The 20778-nt window shown below is 61.1% G+C and carries 21 protein-coding genes; 12 read left to right on the top strand and 9 right to left on the bottom strand.

Features of this window, described 5'->3' with window-relative positions:
• Window positions 1-5: 5 nt before the first annotated feature.
• From ACF8E5_RS06800 to trpE, 4 genes are all read left to right on the top strand, one after another.
• Window positions 6-833 carry an ABC transporter permease gene (locus ACF8E5_RS06800; RefSeq protein WP_058603051.1) on the top strand — a complete coding sequence of 276 codons (828 nt, stop codon included), beginning with the start codon at window positions 6-8 and terminating at the stop codon, window positions 831-833.
• 154 nt (window positions 834-987) lie between these two features.
• A complete protein-coding gene (rpe, locus tag ACF8E5_RS06795; protein WP_058639616.1) occupies window positions 988-1662 on the top strand; it encodes a ribulose-phosphate 3-epimerase in 675 nt (224 codons plus the stop codon).
• Window positions 1659-2477, top strand: coding sequence for a phosphoglycolate phosphatase (locus ACF8E5_RS06790; RefSeq protein WP_058639598.1), 819 nt, complete (start codon window positions 1659-1661; stop codon window positions 2475-2477). Before rpe ends, ACF8E5_RS06790 begins: the two co-directional genes overlap by 4 nt.
• A 69-nt stretch (window positions 2478-2546) precedes the next feature.
• A complete protein-coding gene (gene trpE, locus ACF8E5_RS06785; RefSeq protein ID WP_197844384.1) occupies window positions 2547-4028 on the top strand; it encodes an anthranilate synthase component I in 1482 nt (493 codons plus the stop codon).
• Between the two features lie 186 nt (window positions 4029-4214).
• Here the strand turns inward: trpE and estP are convergent, their stop codons facing one another.
• Window positions 4215-6095, bottom strand: coding sequence for an esterase EstP (estP, locus tag ACF8E5_RS06780; protein WP_392475055.1), 1881 nt, complete (start codon window positions 6093-6095; stop codon window positions 4215-4217).
• 368 nt (window positions 6096-6463) lie between these two features.
• Here estP and ACF8E5_RS06775 point away from each other — a divergent pair, with 368 nt between their 5' ends.
• From ACF8E5_RS06775 to ACF8E5_RS06760, 4 genes are all read left to right on the top strand, one after another.
• Window positions 6464-7057: an aminodeoxychorismate/anthranilate synthase component II gene (locus ACF8E5_RS06775; RefSeq protein WP_058639595.1), complete on the top strand. Its 594-nt coding sequence runs from the start codon at window positions 6464-6466 to the stop codon at window positions 7055-7057.
• A gap of 9 nt (window positions 7058-7066) precedes the next feature.
• Window positions 7067-8116, top strand: a complete 1050-nt coding sequence (gene trpD / locus ACF8E5_RS06770; RefSeq protein ID WP_058639594.1) for an anthranilate phosphoribosyltransferase — start codon at window positions 7067-7069, stop codon at window positions 8114-8116.
• Complete coding sequence (gene trpC, locus ACF8E5_RS06765; protein ID WP_058639593.1) at window positions 8113-8946, top strand: indole-3-glycerol phosphate synthase TrpC; 834 nt, start codon at window positions 8113-8115, stop codon at window positions 8944-8946. Before trpD ends, trpC begins: the two co-directional genes overlap by 4 nt.
• Window positions 8947-9088: 142 nt before the next feature.
• The gene (locus ACF8E5_RS06760) at window positions 9089-9793 is read left to right on the top strand and encodes a lipoate--protein ligase family protein (RefSeq protein WP_326383274.1); all 705 of its coding nucleotides are present in this window, start codon (window positions 9089-9091) and stop codon (window positions 9791-9793) included.
• On the opposite strand, the gene crp is transcribed toward ACF8E5_RS06760, so the two are convergent.
• The gene (gene crp, locus ACF8E5_RS06755) at window positions 9790-10434 is read right to left on the bottom strand and encodes a cAMP-activated global transcriptional regulator CRP (RefSeq protein WP_023532600.1); all 645 of its coding nucleotides are present in this window, start codon (window positions 10432-10434) and stop codon (window positions 9790-9792) included. The two genes, ACF8E5_RS06760 and crp, sit on opposite strands and share 4 nt — an antisense overlap.
• 187 nt (window positions 10435-10621) lie before the next feature.
• On the opposite strand from crp, the gene ACF8E5_RS06750 reads away from it, so the two are divergent.
• Window positions 10622-11044, top strand: coding sequence for an OsmC family protein (locus ACF8E5_RS06750; RefSeq protein WP_023532673.1), 423 nt, complete (start codon window positions 10622-10624; stop codon window positions 11042-11044).
• A gap of 38 nt (window positions 11045-11082) precedes the next feature.
• On the opposite strand, the gene ACF8E5_RS06745 is transcribed toward ACF8E5_RS06750, so the two are convergent.
• The 5 genes from ACF8E5_RS06745 to hemJ all read right to left on the bottom strand — a co-directional run bounded on the left by ACF8E5_RS06745 (window position 11083) and on the right by hemJ (window position 14634).
• A complete protein-coding gene (locus ACF8E5_RS06745) occupies window positions 11083-12123 on the bottom strand; it encodes a DUF2157 domain-containing protein (RefSeq protein WP_392475054.1) in 1041 nt (346 codons plus the stop codon).
• A 9-nt stretch (window positions 12124-12132) separates the two neighbouring features.
• The gene (gene coq7 / locus ACF8E5_RS06740) at window positions 12133-12780 is read right to left on the bottom strand and encodes a 2-polyprenyl-3-methyl-6-methoxy-1,4-benzoquinone monooxygenase (RefSeq protein WP_058603061.1); all 648 of its coding nucleotides are present in this window, start codon (window positions 12778-12780) and stop codon (window positions 12133-12135) included.
• Between the two features lie 65 nt (window positions 12781-12845).
• Window positions 12846-13184, bottom strand: coding sequence for a histidine triad nucleotide-binding protein (locus tag ACF8E5_RS06735; protein WP_392475053.1), 339 nt, complete (start codon window positions 13182-13184; stop codon window positions 12846-12848).
• Between the two features lie 64 nt (window positions 13185-13248).
• The gene (locus ACF8E5_RS06730; RefSeq protein WP_078479206.1) at window positions 13249-14031 is read right to left on the bottom strand and encodes an SDR family oxidoreductase; all 783 of its coding nucleotides are present in this window, start codon (window positions 14029-14031) and stop codon (window positions 13249-13251) included.
• 177 nt (window positions 14032-14208) lie between these two features.
• A complete protein-coding gene (gene hemJ, locus ACF8E5_RS06725) occupies window positions 14209-14634 on the bottom strand; it encodes a protoporphyrinogen oxidase HemJ (RefSeq protein ID WP_023532455.1) in 426 nt (141 codons plus the stop codon).
• Between the two features lie 141 nt (window positions 14635-14775).
• On the opposite strand from hemJ, the gene argC reads away from it, so the two are divergent.
• On the top strand, window positions 14776-15810 hold the full coding sequence (argC, locus tag ACF8E5_RS06720) for an N-acetyl-gamma-glutamyl-phosphate reductase (protein WP_058639586.1): 1035 nt from the start codon (window positions 14776-14778) through the stop codon (window positions 15808-15810).
• Between the two features lie 130 nt (window positions 15811-15940).
• Window positions 15941-16291: an iron-sulfur cluster insertion protein ErpA gene (gene erpA / locus ACF8E5_RS06715; RefSeq protein WP_023532751.1), complete on the top strand. Its 351-nt coding sequence runs from the start codon at window positions 15941-15943 to the stop codon at window positions 16289-16291.
• 63 nt (window positions 16292-16354) lie between these two features.
• On the opposite strand, the gene ACF8E5_RS06710 is transcribed toward erpA, so the two are convergent.
• The gene (locus ACF8E5_RS06710) at window positions 16355-17446 is read right to left on the bottom strand and encodes an anhydro-N-acetylmuramic acid kinase (protein WP_078479205.1); all 1092 of its coding nucleotides are present in this window, start codon (window positions 17444-17446) and stop codon (window positions 16355-16357) included.
• A gap of 4 nt (window positions 17447-17450) precedes the next feature.
• Window positions 17451-18872 carry a peptidoglycan DD-metalloendopeptidase family protein gene (locus tag ACF8E5_RS06705; RefSeq protein WP_058603066.1) on the bottom strand — a complete coding sequence of 474 codons (1422 nt, stop codon included), beginning with the start codon at window positions 18870-18872 and terminating at the stop codon, window positions 17451-17453.
• A gap of 213 nt (window positions 18873-19085) precedes the next feature.
• On the opposite strand from ACF8E5_RS06705, the gene tyrS reads away from it, so the two are divergent.
• On the top strand, window positions 19086-20285 hold the full coding sequence (gene tyrS, locus ACF8E5_RS06700; protein WP_058639583.1) for a tyrosine--tRNA ligase: 1200 nt from the start codon (window positions 19086-19088) through the stop codon (window positions 20283-20285).
• Window positions 20286-20778 lie beyond the last annotated feature (493 nt).

Genomic DNA, 20778 nt, shown 5'->3' with positions numbered 1-20778 from the left:
TTGTCATGCTGAGCCCTTACATGTCGCCCATCGAGCGGGTCTGGTTCTACAGCCTGCGTATTCTCTGTGGCCTGATATTGCTGTTTCTGATCCTGCCGGTGCTGGTGATCGTGCCCCTGTCGTTCAACAGCGGTAGCTTCCTGGTCTACCCGCTGCAAGGCTTCTCGCTGCAGTGGTACCAGGACTTCTTCGGCTCGGCCGAATGGATGCGGGCCTTGAAGAACAGCATCATCGTCGCCCCGGCGGCGACCGTGCTGGCCATGGTCTTCGGAACGCTGGCGGCCATCGGGCTGACCCGCGGTGATTTCCCCGGCAAGTCCCTGGTAATGGCTTTGGTGATATCACCGATGGTGGTGCCGGTGGTGATCATCGGCGTGGCCAGCTACCTGTTCTTCGCGCCCCTGGGCCTTGGCAACAGCTTTACCTCGCTGATTCTGGTGCACGCGGTGTTGGGTGTGCCGTTCGTGATCATCACCGTGTCGGCGACGCTGCAAGGCTTCAACTACAACCTGGTGCGCGCGGCTGCCAGCCTGGGTGCTTCGCCGCTGCTGGCGTTCCGCAAGGTGACTTTGCCGTTGATCGCGCCCGGCGTGATTTCCGGGGCGTTGTTTGCCTTCGCCACATCCTTCGACGAGGTGGTGGTGACCTTGTTTCTGGCCGGACCAGAGCAGGCGACCCTGCCACGGCAGATGTTCAGTGGCATTCGCGAGAACCTGAGCCCGACCATTGCGGCTGCGGCGACCCTGCTGATCGGTTTTTCGGTGGTGCTGCTGCTGACCCTGGAATGGCTACGGGGGCGCAGCGAGAAACTGCGCACCCAGCAGCCGGCCTGACAGCGCTGTCTGTGCTGGCTTGTCAGCCCGTGTGGCGACAGACAAGCCAGCGCTTGTTGCAGCCGCTGCTCGACATGCGTTGATACCAATCAGCCTTCACCGCTTTGCCTGAGTTACAATGCGCGCCACCGTGATTCTGCCCAACAGGTGCGCCATGCAGCCCTACGCTATTGCCCCCTCCATTCTTTCCGCCGACTTCGCCCGCCTGGGCCAGGAGGTCGACAATGTCCTGGCCGCAGGCGCCGATATCGTCCACTTCGACGTGATGGACAACCACTACGTCCCCAACCTGACCATCGGCCCCATGGTCTGCAGCGCGCTGCGCAAGTACGGCGTGACCGCGCCGATCGACGTGCACCTGATGGTCAGCCCCGTGGACCGCATCATCGGCGACTTCATCGAGGCCGGCGCTACCTACATCACCTTCCACCCGGAAGCGACCCAGCACATCGACCGTTCGTTGCAACTGATCAAGGACGGCGGCTGCAAGGCCGGCCTGGTGTTCAACCCGGCCACCAGCCTGGACGTCCTGAAATACGTGATGGACAAGGTCGACATGGTGCTGCTGATGAGCGTCAACCCAGGCTTCGGTGGCCAGAAATTCATTCCGGGCACGCTCGACAAGCTGCGTGAGGCGCGCGCGCTGATCGACGCCAGTGGCCGCGACATTCGTCTGGAAATCGACGGTGGTGTGAACGTGAAGAACATCCGTGAGATCGCCGCCGCCGGTGCCGATACCTTCGTGGCCGGGTCGGCGATCTTCAACGCCCCCGACTACCAGCAGGTCATCGCCCAGATGCGCAGCGAACTGGCACAGGCGCGCCCATGAGCGGCTTCGAGCAGCTGTTCCCAGGAGCGCTGCCCAGGCTGGTGATGTTCGACCTGGATGGCACCTTGGTCGACTCCGTCCCGGACCTGGCCGCAGCGGTGGACCGCATGCTGCTCGAACTCGGCCGACCCGCCGCTGGCCTCGATGCCGTGCGCCAGTGGGTGGGCAATGGCGCGCAGGTGCTGGTACGCCGTGCTCTGGCGGGTGATATCGATCACGCCGGGGTGGACGATGCCCTGGCCGAACAGGCCTTGGCGCTGTTCATGGACGCCTACGCCGAAAGTCACGACCTGACAGTCGTGTACCCAGGCGTGCAGGACACCTTGCGCTGGCTGCGCAAGCGCGGTGTGGAAATGGCCTTGATCACCAACAAGCCGGAGCGCTTCGTGGGGCCTTTGCTGGACCAGATGAAGCTGGGCAGCTATTTCCGCTGGATCATCGGCGGAGACACCCTGGCTCAGAAGAAGCCGGATCCAGCGGCGTTGCTGTTCGTGATGCAGATGGCCGGCGTGACCCCGCAGCAAGCGTTGTTCATCGGCGATTCGCGCAGCGACGTGTTGGCAGCCAAGGCAGCTGGCGTGCAATGCGTCGGGCTGACCTATGGCTACAACCACGGGCGGCCCATCGAAGAGGAATCGCCCAGCCTTGTGATCGATGACCTGCGGGCTTTGTTGCCCGGTTGCGTAGACCCTGCCACTGGGATAACGTTGGCGGACCTTCAAGCCTCAGACCAAAAAGGGTCCAACGTGGCGGTTACCGGCAAATTCTGGATGAAAGTCATCAAGGCCCTGGCCCGATGGCGTTGGCGCGCCTGACGCCTGCCTGCCGGCGTGTGCCGGCCCATCCGTTTGCCCGAACCAATGCTGTTTGCCACGAGGCTACTCATGATCCGCGAAGAATTCCTGCGCCTGGCCGCTGCCGGCTATAACCGCATCCCCCTGGCCTGCGAAACCCTGGCCGACTTCGATACGCCCCTGTCGATCTACCTGAAACTGGCTGACCAGCCCAATTCCTACCTGCTCGAATCGGTGCAGGGCGGCGAGAAATGGGGGCGGTACTCGATGATTGGTCTGCCGTCGCGGACCGTGCTGCGTGTGCATGGCTACCACGTGTCCATCCTGCAGGACGGCGTCGAGGTCGAAAGCCATGACGTCGAGGACCCCCTGGCGTTCGTCGAAACCTTCAAGCAGCGCTACAACGTGGCCGACGTTCCGGGCCTGCCGCGCTTCAACGGTGGACTGGTCGGCTATTTCGGGTATGACTGCGTGCGTTACGTTGAAAAACGTTTGGGCGCGAGCCCCAACCCAGACCCTCTCGGGGTGCCGGACATCCTGCTGATGGTCTCCGATGCCGTGGTGGTGTTCGACAACCTCGCTGGCAAGATGCACGCCATCGTGCTGGTTGACCCTGCCCAGGAACAGGCTTATGAGCAAGGCCAGGCGCGCCTGCAAAGCCTGCTCGAAACGCTGCGCCAACCCATCACGCCACGCCGCGGGCTGGACCTGAGCGGGCCTCAGGCAGCCGAGCCTGCATTCCGGTCGAGCTACACGCGTGACGATTATGAGCATGCCGTCGGTCGTATCAAGGAATACATCCTGGCCGGTGACTGCATGCAGGTGGTGCCGTCGCAGCGCATGTCCATCGACTTCAAGGCAGCACCCATCGACCTCTACCGCGCCTTGCGTTGCTTCAACCCGACGCCGTACATGTATTTCTTCAACTTTGGGGACTTTCATGTCGTCGGCAGCTCGCCCGAAGTGCTGGTGCGGGTCGAGGACAACCTGGTCACGGTGCGACCCATCGCCGGTACACGGCCACGCGGTGCGACGGAGGAGGCCGATCGCGCGCTGGAAGACGATTTGCTGTCGGACGACAAGGAAATTGCAGAGCACCTGATGCTGATCGACCTGGGGCGCAACGACGTCGGCCGGGTATCGTCCACAGGCAGTGTGCGCCTGACCGAGAAAATGGTGATCGAGCGTTATTCCAATGTCATGCACATCGTTTCCAATGTCACCGGCCAGTTGCGCGAAGGGTTGACGGCGATGGATGCACTGCGGGCCATCCTGCCTGCCGGTACGCTGTCCGGGGCGCCCAAGATCCGTGCGATGGAGATCATCGATGAGCTCGAACCGGTCAAGCGCGGGGTTTATGGCGGCGCAGTGGGATACTTCGCCTGGAACGGCAACATGGATACGGCGATCGCCATCCGTACGGCCGTGATCAAGGATGGAGAGCTGCACGTACAGGCCGGCGGTGGCATCGTTGCCGATTCTGTGCCAGCGCTGGAGTGGGAAGAAACCATCAACAAGCGTCGGGCCATGTTCCGTGCGGTGGCGTTGGCCGAACAGACCACTGCTCGGTAGGTGGCGGTTGCTTGAGGGGTGACGCAGTCCGAGCCCCTGTATGAGCGTAATGCTGTTCACTTAAGATCGTTGGGGCCGTTTCACGGCCCATCGCGGCACGAGGCCGCTCCTACACTGACCTGTAGGAGCGGTCTTGTGCCGCGATGGGCCGCGAAGCGGCCCCGTTGATTTCAGGCTGGCCCTTTGCTAGAAATCCACGCTAACGGCAAGGCTCAAACCTTGTTGCTTGAGCTCATCGCTCTTGCGCCAGTTGTAGCCGGCACGCACATTCACCCCTGCCACCACTTCATGCCTGACCCCAAGGCTCGCTCGGGTCAAGTTGCTATGGGGGGTATAGCCGTCGAGTGTGAAATCATTGGCTGGCAAAGCGGTGAAGTTCAGGCGTACGTCCTGCTGGTCATGCTCGAACTCGTGCTCCTGAGCCACCTCGGCAAATACTCGGATAGCAGGCAATACCTGCACGCTACCCAGCAGGCCCAGGCCCAGCCGTCGTGACGTGCGCTCCTGGTCATCGAACCCCAGCGCCGTCGCGCGACCGCTCCTTTCGTCATAGCCATCGACCTTGACCCTGGCATAGTCAGCGCTCAGGAATGGCGCCAGCTGCCAGCGGGCACTTTCCGGCGCCAGGTTATAGCCCAGTCGGCCAGACACGGCCCATGTTTCGCCCTGGGTATCGCCTTTTTCACTGCGCTCGCTCACCCCCAGCGCGAAGGTGCGTTTCAGATCGTCATAATCCAGGTGCCCGACGGTCAATGCCGCATCTGCCCACCAGCCGTGCTGGCGGTACTGCGCAAAGACACTGGCCAGGTAGCTGTCGAGTGTGTAGTCCGAATCATGGCTGCCCACTTCCAGCTTCTGCCGGTACACGCCGCCAGCCAGCCCCAGCCGCCAGGCATCGTCGACCCGGTAGCTACCGCCGACAGTCAGGTTGTAACCGTGGCCGTCACCGTTGGCGGCGCTGCGTTGCCCGCCGAAGTCCAGGTCTTGCGCACCAGCGGCGATGAAAGGCTGCCACTGACCGACCGCTTGCCAAGGGGCCTGCCATTGGTTGCGCAGTTCATCCTGATGAGCGCTGACGCTGGCGTGGGCCATTTCGGGAAGCAGGGTAAGCTCCCAAGGGGCGGCCAGAACGGAGTAGGCGTAATCGGCGATCAGTTGCTGGCCAGCAATGGTCGGGTGCACGGCGTCGTTGAACAATAGCTTCGTGGGGTCTGGCGTGATGCCGTTGACGCCATACACGGGGTTGCCGACGCAGCTTTCGCCGCTATAGCACGTACCGACCAGGTTCTGGTCGCTGGCCAGTCCGAACTGAGCGGGGTGGGCCAGGGCCTCGCTCAGCAACAGTGGGACATTCAGGGGGATGACCTGAGCGTCGATTTGCCTGAGTTGGCTGACCAGTGCCTGGTTAAAGGCACCGGACAGCAACGACAGGGGATTTTGCTGCGCCGTACCGCTGAAGTTGGGCGTCTGGCCAAGATCAGGCAACAGCCAAACCATGATGTAGCGGGCACCACCCTGTTGCAGGGCCTGAGCACTGGCGGCCAGGCGTGCACCGGCAGCCACGGCGTCGGCTGGGCTGTTGACCAAACCCTGCAGGAAGTCGTTGCCGCCGCCTGTCACGTAATAAAGTGCATTGGGATCGGCGCGAAGGCCCGTGGCCAGGTAGCCAGGCTTTTCCCGAAGCACCAGGCCCGCGCCTAGGCGCCCCGGTGGGATGACCGTGCTGGAGGTGGTGGTGATGGAGTCCAGGATCTGCTTGGTGGTATAGCCGCCAACCGCCCAGTTGTTGCCATCGGGCAGGCCCAGCGCCGCATTGACCGGCGATGTGGAAGGCCCAAGCGCATCGGCGCCCAGGCCCAGGCGAGCGCCCAGGATCATCGGCGACACAGGTGCATAGCTGCCATCGGCATTGCGGTTGGTGAAGCGAAGGCCTGCGAACTGGCCGGCGTCGCTCAGGCTATCACCGAATACGATCGATGAAGCGTACGGGTCAGCAGATGCAAATGCCTGGCCGCAGGCCAATGCCAGTGAGGCGGCGGTGAGGCGCAATAACGGTACGTTGAGCATCGAGAAACATCCTTTTCTTTGTTTTTATCAGGACAACTCCATCGACCTTAGCAAAACGCCGCGCAACGCACCTGATGCCATCCGTTTCCCAGTGTTTACGGGCATATTGCGCCCGCCGCCCCGGTAGGCTACTGTGCCGAGACGTATGAGCGAGACCTACCCTGTGTTGATCGTCAGCAAACTCTTGATGCGCGTTATCAAGGCCCACGCCCGTTGGCGTTGGCGCGCCTGACTTTATCCTCTGCCGGTCCGTCCGGCCCGCCCTTGTTTGCCTTCCTGTCTCAACGTCTTTAGCGGCAAAGTTGCGCCTGCGACAGGTACAGGAAGGCTCGAATCATGAAGTCAGTAGGTTCAAGAGGTTTCATCCGATGTTACTGATGATCGACAATTACGACTCATTCACTTACAACGTCGTCCAGTACCTGGGCGAGTTAGGGGCTGATGTGCGGGTCATTCGCAATGACGAAATGACCATTGCCCAGATCGAAGCCCTCGCGCCGGAGCGCATCGTCGTTTCGCCTGGGCCCTGTACACCGAGCGAAGCCGGTGTGTCTATCGAAGCCATTCTTCATTTCGCCGGTAAACTGCCGATTCTGGGCGTGTGCCTGGGCCATCAGTCCATCGGCCAGGCGTTCGGTGGCGATGTCGTGCGTGCACGCCAGGTGATGCACGGTAAGACGAGCCCCGTCCACCATCGCGACCTTGGCGTATTCAGCGGCCTGAATAATCCGGTGACCGTGACCCGCTACCATTCGCTGGTGATCAAGCGCCAGACGCTGCCGGAGTGCCTGGAAGTGACGGCCTGGACCGCACATGAAGATGGCTCGGTCGACGAGATCATGGGTGTACGGCACAAGACGTTGAATATCGAGGGCGTGCAATTTCACCCCGAGTCGATACTCACCGAGCAGGGCCATGAACTGTTCGCCAATTTCCTCCAGCAGACTGGCGGCCACCGCTAAGGAACGAATATGGATATCAAGAGCGCGCTGGGTCGCATCGTCGGCCATCTGGACCTTTCCACCGATGAAATGCGCGGCGTGATGCGCCAGATCATGACCGGCCAATGCAGTGAAGCGCAGATTGGCGCATTTCTGATGGGCATGCGCATGAAAAGTGAAAGCATCGACGAAATCGTTGGCGCGGTGTCGGTCATGCGGGAGTTGGCTGATAAGGTCGAGCTGAACACCCTTGATGGGGTGGTCGACATCGTGGGTACCGGGGGCGATGGTGCCAATATCTTCAACGTGTCTACCGCATCCGCTTTTGTACTGGCCGCTGCCGGCTGTACCGTCGCCAAACATGGGAACCGGGCGGTGTCCGGCAAAAGTGGCAGCGCAGACCTGCTCGAAGCGGCTGGCATCTACCTGAACCTGACGCCCGTTCAGGTGGCCCGCTGCATCGACAGCCTGGGTATCGGCTTCATGTTCGCCCAGAGCCACCACAGCGCCATGAAACATGCCGCTGGGCCGCGTCGCGATCTAGGGCTCAGGACCTTGTTCAACATGCTTGGCCCGCTTACGAATCCGGCCGGTGTGAAGCATCAGGTGGTTGGGGTGTTCACCCAGGCGCTCTGCCGTCCTCTGGCCGAGGTGCTGCACCGCCTGGGCAGCAAGCATGTGCTGGTGGTGCATTCCAAGGATGGGCTGGACGAATTCAGCCTGGCAGCGCCCACCTTCGTGGCTGAATTGAAAAATGGCGAGATTGCCGAGTACTGGGTTGAACCGGAAGACTTGGGCATGAAGAGCCAGAGCCTTCATGGCCTGGCGGTCGAGGACCCGCAAGCGTCCCTGGCGCTGATTCGTGATGCGCTGGGTCGACGCAAGACCGAGAACGGCCAGAAGGCCGCCGAGATGATCGTGCTCAATGCCGGTGCAGCCCTATATGCCGCAGATCACGCCATGAGCCTGAAGGCCGGCGTTGAACTTGCCCACGACGTGCTGCACACCGGGTTGGCCTGGGAGAAACTGCAGGAGCTGGGTGCGTTTACGGCCGTATTCAAGGTGGAGAATGAAGCATGAGCGTGCCAACGGTGCTGGAAAAGATCATCGCCCGCAAGTTCGAGGAAGTGGCCGAGCGCAGTGCTCGCGTAAGCCTTGCCGAACTTGAGCAGTTGGCCAAGGCGGCCGACGCGCCCCGTGGTTTCGCCAACGCCATGCTGCGTCAGGCCGAGCGCAAGCAGCCAGCGGTGATCGCTGAAATCAAGAAGGCCTCCCCTAGCAAAGGTGTGATCCGGGAGCATTTCGTCCCTGCAGACATTGCCGTGAGCTACGAGAAAGGCGGCGCAACTTGCCTGTCGGTGTTAACGGATGTCGATTATTTTCAGGGGGCGGACGACTACCTCAAAGAGGCGCGAGCAGCCGTGTCGCTGCCGGTGATCCGCAAGGACTTCATGGTCGACCCTTATCAAATCGTCGAGGCCCGTGCTCTGGGCGCAGATTGCGTGCTGCTGATCGTGTCGGCGCTCGACGATGTGAAAATGGCCGAGCTGGCGGCCACGGCCAAGTCGGTCGGGCTCGATGTGCTGGTGGAGGTGCACGATGGTGCTGAGCTTGAGCGCGCACTCAAGACGCTGGACACGCCATTGGTGGGGGTCAACAACCGTAACCTTCATACCTTCGAAGTGAACCTGGAGGCCACGCTGGACCTGCTGCCACGTATCCCCGCGGATCGGCTCGCCATTACCGAGAGCGGCATCCTCAATCAGGCCGATGTGCAGCTGATGAAGATCAACCGCGTCTATTCATTCCTGGTGGGTGAGGCATTCATGCGGGCTGAGAACCCGGGGCTCGAGCTCCAGCGCTTGTTCTTCCCTGATCAAGTGAAAAAGACCATTCAGCAACTGGACTGAATGAACCAAGCCGGCCATGTCGCCGGCTTTTTCATGGTTGCCATCTGGCTCAGGGGCGCTTTCGCCCTGATGCCTGTCGTGCAGAGGCTGTGACGCTAACGGTAGTGGCCACAGGCTGCGTAACTCAATCGAAGGTGAATCAATGACTGACCAGCCCCTGGCCCTTACCGTCGAGCAAGGGCTGCTTGCCGAACAGGACCTGCTGGCCGCCGTTTGCCGGGGCGAGCGCGATAACGGTGTGTTGTTCTGGCGCCCCGCTGACCAGGCGCTGGTGATGCCTCGCAGGATGAGCCGGCTGGAGCACTTTGAAGCGGCGAGTGCGCAATTGGCTGGCGCTGGCTGGCCAGTGCTGCTGCGCGAAACCGGCGGCGAACCTGTACCGCAGTCCCATTCGACGGTAAATATCGCCCTGGTCTATGCGGCCCCGCGCAGTGAGGGCGATCAAGGGCGTATCGAAAAAGCCTACCAGCGCTTGTGCCTGCCACTGTGCGAGGTGTTGCAGGAGTGGGGAGGTGTCGCCTCGGTGGGCGAGATCGAGGGTGCATTCTGCGATGGCCGGTACAACGTCAACCTTAATGGCCGCAAGTTGGTGGGGACCGCCCAGCGCTGGCGCCAGGCCGCCGCAGGCAAAGGCCCGGTGGTGCTGGTGCATGGGGCATTGCTGCTGGATAACGACCGGGAGGCAATGGTAGCTGTCGTCAACCACTTCAATATGTGCTGTAACCTTGAACAGCGATGCCGCGCCGATGCACACATCGCCTTGCATGAGGTAGCACCGGCGGCACCGTGGTTCGCACGGCTATCCCAAGCGTACGCGCAGGTGCTGGCTGAGGTGCCCGTCAGCTAGCGCGTGCCATGTACCACCATGGTCTTGCCCTTGACCTGGACCAGGCTGCGTTCTTCCAGGTCCTTCAGGACGCGGCCGACCATCTCCCGTGAACAACCGACGATTCGCCCGATTTCCTGACGGGTGATCTTGATCTGCATGCCGTCTGGATGGGTCATGGCGTCGGGCTGCTTGCACAAGTCGAGCAAGCACCGCGCAACTCGGCCGGTGACATCGAAGAAGGCCAGGTCCCCAACCTTGCGGGTAGTGTCGCGCAGGCGCTGGGCCATCTGGCTACTGACGGCGTAGAGCATGTCCGGCTCGTGTCGTACCAATTCGCGGAACTTGTCGTAGCTGATTTCGGCCACTTCGCACTCAGTCTTGGCCCGAACCCAGGCGCTACGATGCTGCTGCGCCTCAACCGGTTCGAACAGCCCTAGCTCACCGAAGAAGTCACCGCTGTTGAGGTAGGCGATGATCATTTCATGGCCATTTTCATCTTCGATGAGGATGGTGACCGACCCCTTGATGATGAACGACAACGTCTGCGCGCGTTCACCTGCACTGATGATGTTGCTCTTGGCGCTGTAGCGCCGGCGTTGGCAGTGCACCAGCAGTTTGTCGATGTTCTTGATCTTTGGGGGTAGGGCAGAGGCTGCCATCGCGAAATCCTGTTCTGTGCAGTCCATGGGCGTCCATGGCTGTTGGCTGGAAAAACGCCATTCGATTGGCGCCAGCTTATCAGACACTACAAAATGTTTCGGCATTAAAGCGCCTCCTTACATACTTTTCCCACAGCGGCACAACGACTAAGCTGACACCCTTTTTGCGAATTCAGGAGTTCGGGTGATGAAGGCACGTATCCAGTGGGCCGGTGAGGCAATGTTCCTTGGCGAGTCCGGCAGCGGCCACGTCGTGGTGATGGATGGCCCACCCGAGGCCGGCGGCCGCAACCTGGGCGTCAGGCCGATGGAAATGCTGTTGCTGGGCCTGGGCGGTTGCAGCAGTTTCGATGTGGTCAGCATCCTGAAAAAGTCGCGCCAGGCGGTGGAGAGCTGCGAAGCGTTTCTCGAGGCCGAGCGGGCAGGCGAGGATCCAAAGGTATTTACCAAGATCCACATGAATTTCGTGGTTAAGGGCCGCGGATTGAAAGAGGCCCAGGTCAAGCGTGCCGTCGAGCTTTCGGCCGAAAAATACTGCTCGGCGTCGATCATGCTTGAGCGTGCCGGGGTTGAAATCACCCATGGCTACGAGATCGTGGAACTGGGTTGAGCAACGGGTGCGAGCTGCGCGGCGCGTGCCGGCGGCGCTTAATGGCGCAGTGCTGGCAGTGTCGCGTATAGCCAGCCTGGTAGTGCGCTTCTGACCGACTGGCTCAACGCCTCCCGGTGTTTTTGGTAAAGCAGGCCCAGCCCTATGACGCCCAGGCCGATCAAGCTGACCAACACCGGGAACAGCAGGGATTGGGCAAATACGTCATACGCCAGGTACCCCAGGTAGGCGGTAACGCCAAGTGCCCCGAACACCATGAAGACGGACCGGCGCAGCAACACTGCCACCCCCATGAGCACAAGGTTTATCAGGCAGTAGGTGGCTTTCCCCCATTCACTGCCGCTGTCGAGCATCGTCAACCCACCCCAGAAGGCTGCAAGGCCGGCCAGATAGCCCCAGTGGGCATAGTCTTGCCGCGTCCTGCCATCGACTACCAGAAACACCAGCAAGGTCGCCAACCCGAACCACAGAGATACCACTCGGCGTTGTTCCCAACTAAATGGCGCGCCGAATACCCACTCGGTAAGGTCCATCGACATGAACCACAGGGCAACGGCAATGGGCATGACGATAAATGGGTAGGGGACAAGGCGGAGCATCGCCACACCTGCAACAACGGTGGCGGCCTCCATGGCCAGCCAACCGCCCTGTACATGGGTGTAGTACTGGTGGTAATCGGCTCGCACGTCATCGAGCGGCCACCAACCGAGCAACCGCTCCAGCGCGAAGACCGCCAGTGGCACGATACTGACCGCGGCTGCGGCCAGTACGCCGGCCGCAATGGGTTGCTTGCGCTTTTGAAGAATGAGTGCGACCAGGGTCAGCAACCCGATGTAGGCACTGGCCACGGCCAGCAACGCGGTGTCGCCGATGCGTAGCCATGCCTCGTTGAGCAGCCAGCCCATGGCCCCCATGACCAGCAGCGCGCCGAAGTAGAACGCGCTGTGGGCCAGTTGAAGGCTGCCCGTCGCCTCTTGACGCTGGTTGAGAAAGGCTTGCAAGGCCTGGTCCTGGCCTGGCTGGAGAATCCCCGCCTCGACCGCTCGCGCCAGATCCTTGGCATCGAAACGTGTTGTCATGGCGAGCCTTCAGATGCGATAGGTGCTCTTGGTCATGACCTTGGCCAGCAGGCTCATGCCAAAACGCACAGGCGCAGGGAAGCGGTAGCCACCGGCTTGCAGTGCCGTATCGGCGTGCTGTTCTTCGTCGACGCGCATCTGCTCGAGGATGGCTCGGGATTTTTCATCTTCAGTAGGGATCTGTACCAGGTGCTCGTCCAGGTGCTTGCAGACTTGGTGCTCCGTCGCTGCCACGAAGCCCAGGCTCACCTTGTCGCTCACCAGCCCGGCAAAAGCGCCGATGCCGAATGACATACCGTAGAACAGCGGGTTCAGGACGCTGGGGTGGCTGTTGAGTTGACGGATGCGTTGTTCGCACCAGGCCAGATGATCGATTTCCTCATCCGCAGCGCGCTCCATGGCCTTGCGCACTGACGGCAGTTTGGCCGTCAAGGCCTGGCCTTGATAAAGCGCCTGGGCGCAGACTTCACCGGTGTGGTTTATGCGCATCAGCCCTGCCACGTGACGTGCCTGCCGATCTTCGAGTTCGACGGCGGGCTTGACGATGGCCGGGGACGGACGAGAGGGTTGGCCGCTGAACGGCAGCAAGGTGCGCATGGCAGTGTCGGCCTGCAGCAACAAGCGGTCGAGCGGGGAATAGTGACGTTCGGTAGCCATCGGGCACCTCCGCAAGAATGTGCCCGACAGTCTAACCCAATCGCGCTCGAGTCGCTTGCGGTGGATCAGCCCGGTGGCCAGTTCATCTGGCGTTGGCCGAGCACGTGCATGTGAATGTGGTAGACCGTCTGCCCACCTTGTTCATTGCAGTTCATGACCACGCGAAAGCCTTCCTCGCAGCCCAGTTCCTTGGCCAGACGCTGGGCCGTGAACAGAATGTGCCCAGCCAGGCCCTTGTCTTCTTCGGTCAGGTCGTTGAGGGTGCGGATGTGCTTTTTCGGAATGACCAGAAAATGCACCGGGGCCTGGGGGGCGATGTCGTGAAATGCCAGAACCTGGTCATCTTCGTAGATGATCTTCGCCGGGATCTCCCGGCTAATGATCTTGAGGAATAAATCGTCCACAGCACTTGCTCCATGGTGAGGGTCCGGGCCGAGTGTACTCAGGCCGAAGCCGCTCGCCCAGCGACTATTCCATACCGACTGGACAATAACGCCGGTGAATCACACCTGCCAGCTTGCGCACCAACCCGTTCGGCAGCAGGCGCGGGGCGAACGCCAGCCAGCGATTGCGTCGCCCCGGCAGAATCAAGGCGCGGTTGCGGGCGAGCGCGCGAACGGTGTACAGCGCCACTTCCTCGGGGCTGAGGCAGCGGCTTTTGCCTTCGAGCCGGGCGATGTGGCGCCGTGGAGAACGCACCGGCCCCGGGCACAGCACGCAGACCTTGATGCCTGTGGGTTTGAGCTCTTCGCGCAGGGCCTGGGAAAAATTCATCACGTATGCCTTGCTGGCGGCATAGGTGGCCATCCATGGCCCGGGGGCCACGCCGGCCAGCCCGGCAACGTTGAGGATCTGGCCGCCGCCCTGTACCGCCATCAGATTGCCGATGGCATGACACAAGCGGCTCAGTGCCAGCACGTTGACTTCGAGCAGGTCCTGTTCGTCGGCCCATTCATGGGCCAGGAATGGGCCGTAGGTGCGCTGACCGGCGCAGTTGACCAGCAAATCGATGCGCCGCTCGCCTTCTTCCAGCTCGAGGACGAACCCTGACAGCCTAAGCGGTTGGCTCAGATCGCACGCACGCAACAGCACTTCGACGCCGAAACGCTGGGCAAGCTCGATGGCGACCGGCTCCAGGGTTTCACGGTGGCGTGCGACCAGGATCAGGTTGCGCCCGCGCCGTGCCAGGGCCTCCGCCAGGGCCAGGCCCAAGCCGGTGGAAGCGCCGGTGATCATGGCGTAACGGGTCATGCAGGGCTCCTGGGGCCGAAGAGGGCATCTAGTGTACAGCTTGGCGGTGGCGGATGCTGCGTTTTGCTGGGCCGCCCAAGCCTGGGAGTGCGCCGCTGCGTGGGCTGTCAGTGGCGCTTACGACGATCGGCGAGTAGCTTTGCACCGTCCTGGCAGCCCCAGTGCTGGGCACCATTCTCAGAACGGTTTGACCACCACCAGGATAACGACCGCCAGCAGGATCAGAACAGGTACCTCGTTGAACCAGCGATAGTAGACATGGCTGCGGGTGTTGGTGCCGGCGGCGAAGCGTTTGCGCTGGGCCCCGCACACATGGTGGTAGCCGGTCAGCAGAAGCACCAGTGTCAGCTTGGCGTGCAGCCAGCCCTGGCTCAGCCACCCCGGTGTGAGGTAGAGCATCCAGGCGCCGAACACATACGTGGCGATCATCGCCGGGTTCATGATGCCTCGGTACAGCTTGCGTTCCATGGTCACGAACCGGTCCTGGCTGATGCTGTCCTGGCTCTGGGCATGGTAGACGAACAGCCGTGGCAAGTAGAACAGGCCGGCGAACCAGCATACGACGCTGACGATGTGCAGCGCTTTGATCCATAGGTAGAGCATCGGGGCATTCCTTCAGGTATTCACGGTCGTCAGATAGTAGTGCCCAGGCGCCCTCAGGGACACCTGAAGTGTTGTGACAGACGCATCACGCCCCTATCATCGTGCGTTTTCCAGACGGCTCGTTGATAAGGGGCAAGCGTTATGATCAAGGTCGGTATCGTCGGCGGCACGGGTTACACCGGCGTCGAACTGTTGCGTCTGCTGGCTCAGCACCCACAGGCCGAGGTAGCGGTCATCACCTCGCGCTCGGAAGCCGGTGTGGCGGTGGCCGACATGTATCCGAACCTGCGCGGCCATTACGACGGCCTTGCATTCAGCGTGCCTGACAGCAAGACCCTGGGCGCGTGTGATGTGGTGTTTTTTGCCACCCCCCATGGTGTCGCTCATGCCCTGGCGGGCGAACTCCTGGCGGCGGGCACCAAGGTCATCGACCTGTCGGCCGACTTCCGCCTGCAGGACGCAGTGGAGTGGGCCAAGTGGTACGGCCAGCCTCACGGCGCGCCTGATCTGCTCGACGATGCCGTGTACGGTTTGCCCGAGGTCAACCGCGACAAGATCCGCCAGGCGCGCCTGATCGCGGTTCCGGGCTGCTACCCAACCGCCACTCAACTGGGTTTCCTGCCGTTGCTCGAAGCTGGCTTGGCCGACGCATCGCGCTTGATCGCCGACTGCAAGTCCGGTGTCAGCGGTGCCGGACGGGGTGCGGCTGTCGGGTCGCTGTTCTGTGAGGCCGGTGAGAGCATGAAAGCCTACGCGGTCAAGGGGCATCGTCACCTTCCGGAAATCAGCCAGGGCCTGCGTCTAGCTGCGGGCAAGGACATTGGTCTGACCTTCGTCCCTCACCTGACGCCGATGATCCGCGGCATCCATGCCACCTTGTATGCGACTGTCGCCGACACATCGGTCGACCTCCAGACGCTTTACGAGAAGCGCTACGCCAACGAACCCTTCGTGGACGTGATGCCCGCCGGTAGCCACCCCGAAACCCGCAGCGTGCGCGGCGCCAACGTCTGCCGCATTGCTGTTCATCGTCCACAAGGGAGTGATCTGGTCGTGGTGTTGTCGGTCATCGACAACCTGGTCAAAGGCGCTTCCGGGCAGGCCGTGCAGAACATGAACATCGTGTTCGGGCTTGATGAGCGCATGGGGCTGAGCCATGCCGGCCTGTTACCGTAAGCTGACGAGGGCTTACGGCGAGCTGTGCTGATCGCGACCTGCCCGTCGCCTATTGTTGACCGATTTTCTCGGGAAAGCGGATAATGGCCGTCATCGAGTTTTATGACGGCCGTCGGCCGGGAGAATCAACATGAGCGTCGAAACCTTCACCCCTACGGTTTTGGAATTTACCCACGGTGCTGCGCTGAAGGTGAAGAACCTGGTTTCCGAAGAGGGCAATGACCGCCTGAAGCTGCGTGTATTCGTCACCGGTGGCGGTTGCTCGGGTTTCCAGTATGGCTTCACGTTCGATGAGGAAGTGGCCGACGACGATACCATCGTGGAGCGCGAGGGGGTCTCGCTGGTAGTGGACCCGATGAGCTTCCAGTACCTGGCCGGTGCCGAAGTGGATTACCAGGAGGGCCTGGAAGGCTCGCGCTTCATTATCAAGAACCCCAATGCTGCCACCACCTGTGGCTGTGGCTCTTCGTTCTCGATCTGAAGCCTTGCCTTCGTCAAAACGCCGCGCTTAAGCGCGGCGTTTTTCGTTGGGCAGGTCAATGGCTCAGGCCGGATAGATGGCGCCCAGAACACGCAGGCCTTTGGCGGCCGTTACGCTGGGACGGTTGGCAGGGATGCCCTCAAGGCAGCAATGCGCCAGCCAGGCGAACGCCATGGCCTCAACCCAATCAGGGTCTACCCCCTGTTCGGCTGTGCTGGATACCTTCACGCCAGGCAGGCCTATTGCAAGACGAGCCATCAAGGCGCCATTGTGTGCGCCACCCCCGCATACCAGAAGGGTCCTGGTGCCCTGCTGTGCGGTGTTCAGCGAATCGATGATGCTTTGGGCGCTGACTTCCAGCAGCGTTGCCTGGACGTCCTCGTCGCGGTAGGCAGGCAGCGCAGCGAGATGGCTGTCCAGCCAGCGCAGGTTGAAGACTTCACGGCCTGTACTCTTGGGCCCACTGCCGGCAAAGAATGGGTCGGCCATGAGGGAGGTCAGCAGGGCAGGTTGCACTGCCCCACACGCCGCCCAGGCGCCGTTGGCATCGTATGCCTGGCCGCGTTTGCGCTCGATCCAGGCGTCCATCAGGACATTGCCCGGTCCGCAATCGAAGCCTCGGACCGGCTTGTCTTTGGCAATCAGGCTGAGGTTGCTGAAACCGCCCACGTTCAGAATGGCCAGCGGCTGTTCGAGATGGCCGAACAGCGTTTCGTGGAACGCCGGGACGAGCGGCGCGCCCTGACCGCCGGCCGCTACGTCACGGCGACGAAAGTCGGCCACGACCGTGATACCTGACAGTTCAGCCAGGAGCGCCGGATTGCCGATCTGCACGGTGAAGCCTCGGGCAGGCTCATGGCGAATGGTCTGGCCATGGCTGCCGATAGCGCGAATGTCTTTGGGCTGCAAGGCATGGTGGTCGAGCAAATCCAGTATGCCTCGGGCTGCCAAGGCCGCCCACAGGTTTTCAGCGAGGGCGACCCGCGCTACTTCATCCGGCCCAGAAGTACACAGGTCAAGCAGCGCTTGCCGCAGTTCAGTTGGCATGGGCAGATAATGGGTGGCGAGCAGTTCGATGTGCTCGCCTTGCTCGATCAGGGCGATGTCCAGCCCATCCAGGCTGGTCCCTGACATCACACCTAGGTAAAGGCCCATGGGCTCACCGTTTGTTCATGGCAAGTAGCGTGGCTTTTTCCTGGTCCATGCGTGCGATCAGCGGCTGGCTTTGCTGCAGGAAACGCTGGCGCTCGTTCTTGGCGATCGGATCGGACATCGGCACTTTCTGGCTCAGCGGGTCAACATGCACGCCGTTGACCTGGAACTCGTAGTGCAGGTGGGGACCGGTGGAAAGGCCGGTGGTCCCGATATAGCCGATGATCTGGCCCTGCTTGACCGAGCCCCCGGTCTTGATGCCCTTGGCAAAGCCTTGCATGTGACCGTACAAGGTCTTGTACCGATTGCCGTGCTGGATGATCACCGTATTGCCGTAGCCGCCGCGCCGGCCGGCCAGCTCGATACGGCCATCACCCGCGGCCTTGATGGGCGTGCCTCGCGGTGCTGCATAGTCCACCCCCTTGTGGGCGCGGATCTTGTTGAGAATCGGGTGCTTGCGCCCGGCAGAGAAGCGGGAGCTGATGCGCGCGAAATCCACGGGTGTGCGGATGAAGGCTTTGCGCAGGCTGTTGCCATCGGCCGTGTAGTAGCTGGTGTTGCCTTGCTTGTTGGTATAGCGCACTGCCGTGTAGGTCTTGCCGCGGTTGGTGAAGCGCGCCGAGAGGATATTACCGGTGCCGACCACTTTGCCGTCCATTACCTTCTGCTCATAGACCACGTCGAACTCGTCACCTTGGCGAATATCCTGGGCGAAGTCGATGTCGTAGCCCAGCACCTTGGCCATGTCCATGGTCAGGCTGTGGGACAACCCGGCGCGTTGTGCCGATGCCGAGAGCGAGCTCTTGATGACGCCATGGGCGTAGGCGGTGCGCACTACGGGTTTGCTGATTTCACGGTTGAAGGTGTAGCCCTTGGCCGTCTTGGTCAGGCGAATGGTTTCGAGGCTGCCGACCTTACTGTGCAAGCTGGCCAGCTGGCCTTGCTTGTCCAATTCGAACTGCAGGACCTGGCCATGCTTGAGCTGGCTGAACTGCTTGGCTTGCTTGCTGCTGGCAAGAATGTCGTGGACGGCATTGGCCGGCAGGCCGACCTTGGCGAACAGCGTTGACAAGGTATCTCCGCTTGCGACGGTGACTTCCCGGTGGGCAGGGTCTTTCGCGGGCTGTGCGGCGGCTTCGGCCGGCGGAGTTTGCTGTTCGGCTTTCTGGGTGGAGGCAGCCGCCTCATCGATCTGCGCAAACGGCGAGCCTTGCTCACCGGCTGCCTGCACCAGTGGCGCCGCGCGGGATTCGTCTTTCAGCTGCTCGGCTGGGGTTTCCAGCTCGAGGTTGAGGGTGGTTTTCTTGGCTTCCACGTCGCTGGATGGGAACACCAGCAATGCCAGGCTAAGCAGGGCGGCAATGCCGCTGGCGGCCAACAGGTGTGTTTTCGGATAAAGCGGAGGCGCTTTAGGCGGTTCGTTGGTCATGGGTAAGGAGACTTTGAAAAAGGTGAAATGGAATAGATGAATGACATGATGAAGATGAAATAACTGTATAAAATATAACCAAAACCATTTTCACGCAAGGGCGCGTAGACGCTGCGCACACGCCTCCAGGTCACATTCCTTTGCAAAACTTGTATTTGACGGCCGATCTTGTATGGTTGGCTCCCCCTGAATCTGAGCCTTGCGGGTTTGTCTATGAAGTCGGTTGAAGAGCAGCTGGCGCTTATCAAGCGCGGTGCGGAAGAAGTACTGGTGGAGTCCGAGCTGGTTGAAAAACTCAAGCGTGGTCAGCCCTTGCGCATCAAGGCCGGTTTCGACCCTACCGCTCCTGACCTTCATCTCGGTCACACGGTACTGATCAACAAGCTGCGCCAGTTCCAGGAGTTGGGGCATACCGTGGTGTTCCTGATCGGTGACTTCACTGGCATGATCGGCGACCCCAGTGGCAAGAGCGCCACACGCCCGCCATTGACCCGTGAGCAGGTGCTGGACAATGCCGAGACCTATAAGCAGCAGGTCTTCAAGATTCTCGACCCAGCCAGGACCGAGGTCGCGTTCAATTCCACCTGGATGGACACGCTGACACCCGCCGACTTCATCCGTCTGGCATCGCAGTACACGGTTGCCCGTATGCTGGAGCGCGACGATTTCGACAAGCGCTACACCACTAATCAACCCATCGCGATTCATGAATTCCTCTACCCGCTGGTGCAGGGCTATGACTCTGTCGCGCTCAAGGCGGATGTCGAGCTGGGCGGTACCGACCAGAAGTTCAACCTGTTGATGGGGCGTGAACTGCAGCGTGCCTACGGTCAGGAAGCTCAGAGTATCGTGACCATGCCCCTGCTCGAAGGGCTTGATGGCGTCAAGAAGATGTCCAAGTCGCTGGGTAATTATGTCGGCATCCAGGAGGCGCCTGGTGTGATGTACAGCAAGCTGGTGTCGATTCCGGACACCCTGATGTGGCGTTACTTCGAGTTGCTGAGCTTCCGTTCCATGGAGGACATCGATCAGCTTCGCGTGGATGTAGCCAATGGGGCGAACCCGCGGGACATCAAGATCCAGCTGGCGGAGGAGATCGTGGCGCGTTTCCATGGTGAGGAGGCCGCAGCCAACGCTCATCGCGCCGCTGGGAATCGTATGAAGGACGGCGAGTTGCCGGAAGACTTGCCCGAGATCGAAGTGCTTGCCGCCGAGCCGCTGCCCATTGCTGCGGTGCTCAACCGTGCCGGTCTGGTCAAGAACTCGGCGCAGGCGCGGGATCTATTGGGAAGTGGGGCTGTGAAGGTCGATGGCGCCGTAGTTGACCGTGATTTTGTGGTTGCACTGGGCGCGACCCATATCTGCCAGGCAGGTAAGAAGTCGTTCGCACGCGTCACGCTCAAGGCAGAGTAAGGCATTCGCTGCGCCTACTCTCTATAAGCGGGAGGGGGAGCGAAGGGCCTCCCCCCGCTTTGCTTTTGATTTACATGAAATTAAAGGTTGACGCGGTTTCGAATCCCCTTATAATGCGCCCCACTTCCAGCGACATCGGAACGCGAAAATCCTTGAGATTCAATGGGTTAGCTAGTTCGGGTGGTGCTGTAAGGGCTACGATCGAACAGATCGGCAGCGGTTGAGAAGAAGGTTGACAGCGTGTTGAAACGCTGTAGAATTCGCCTCCCGCTACGAGAGATCGAAGCGAGTCAAGTGTTTGAAGTTGAACGAGTTTCTCGAAGCAAACTTCAAAATAAACGCTTGACAGGCAACGAGGAAAGCGTAGAATGCGCGCCTCGGTTGAGGCGAAACGCTGTCAGCCAAACGCTCTTTAACAAATCGAATCAAGCAATTCGTGTGGGTGCTTGTGAGTACGGACTGATAGTCAGAAAGATTATCAGCATCACAGGTG

Origin of the sequence: Pseudomonas sp. WSY_20, from assembly GCF_043104335.1 — a bacterium.
Taxonomy (GTDB): Bacteria; Pseudomonadota; Gammaproteobacteria; order Pseudomonadales; family Pseudomonadaceae; genus Aquipseudomonas; species Aquipseudomonas parafulva_B.
The sequence above is the reverse complement of the archived record's forward strand: the minus strand, read 5'-3'. Positions and strand labels throughout refer to the sequence as shown.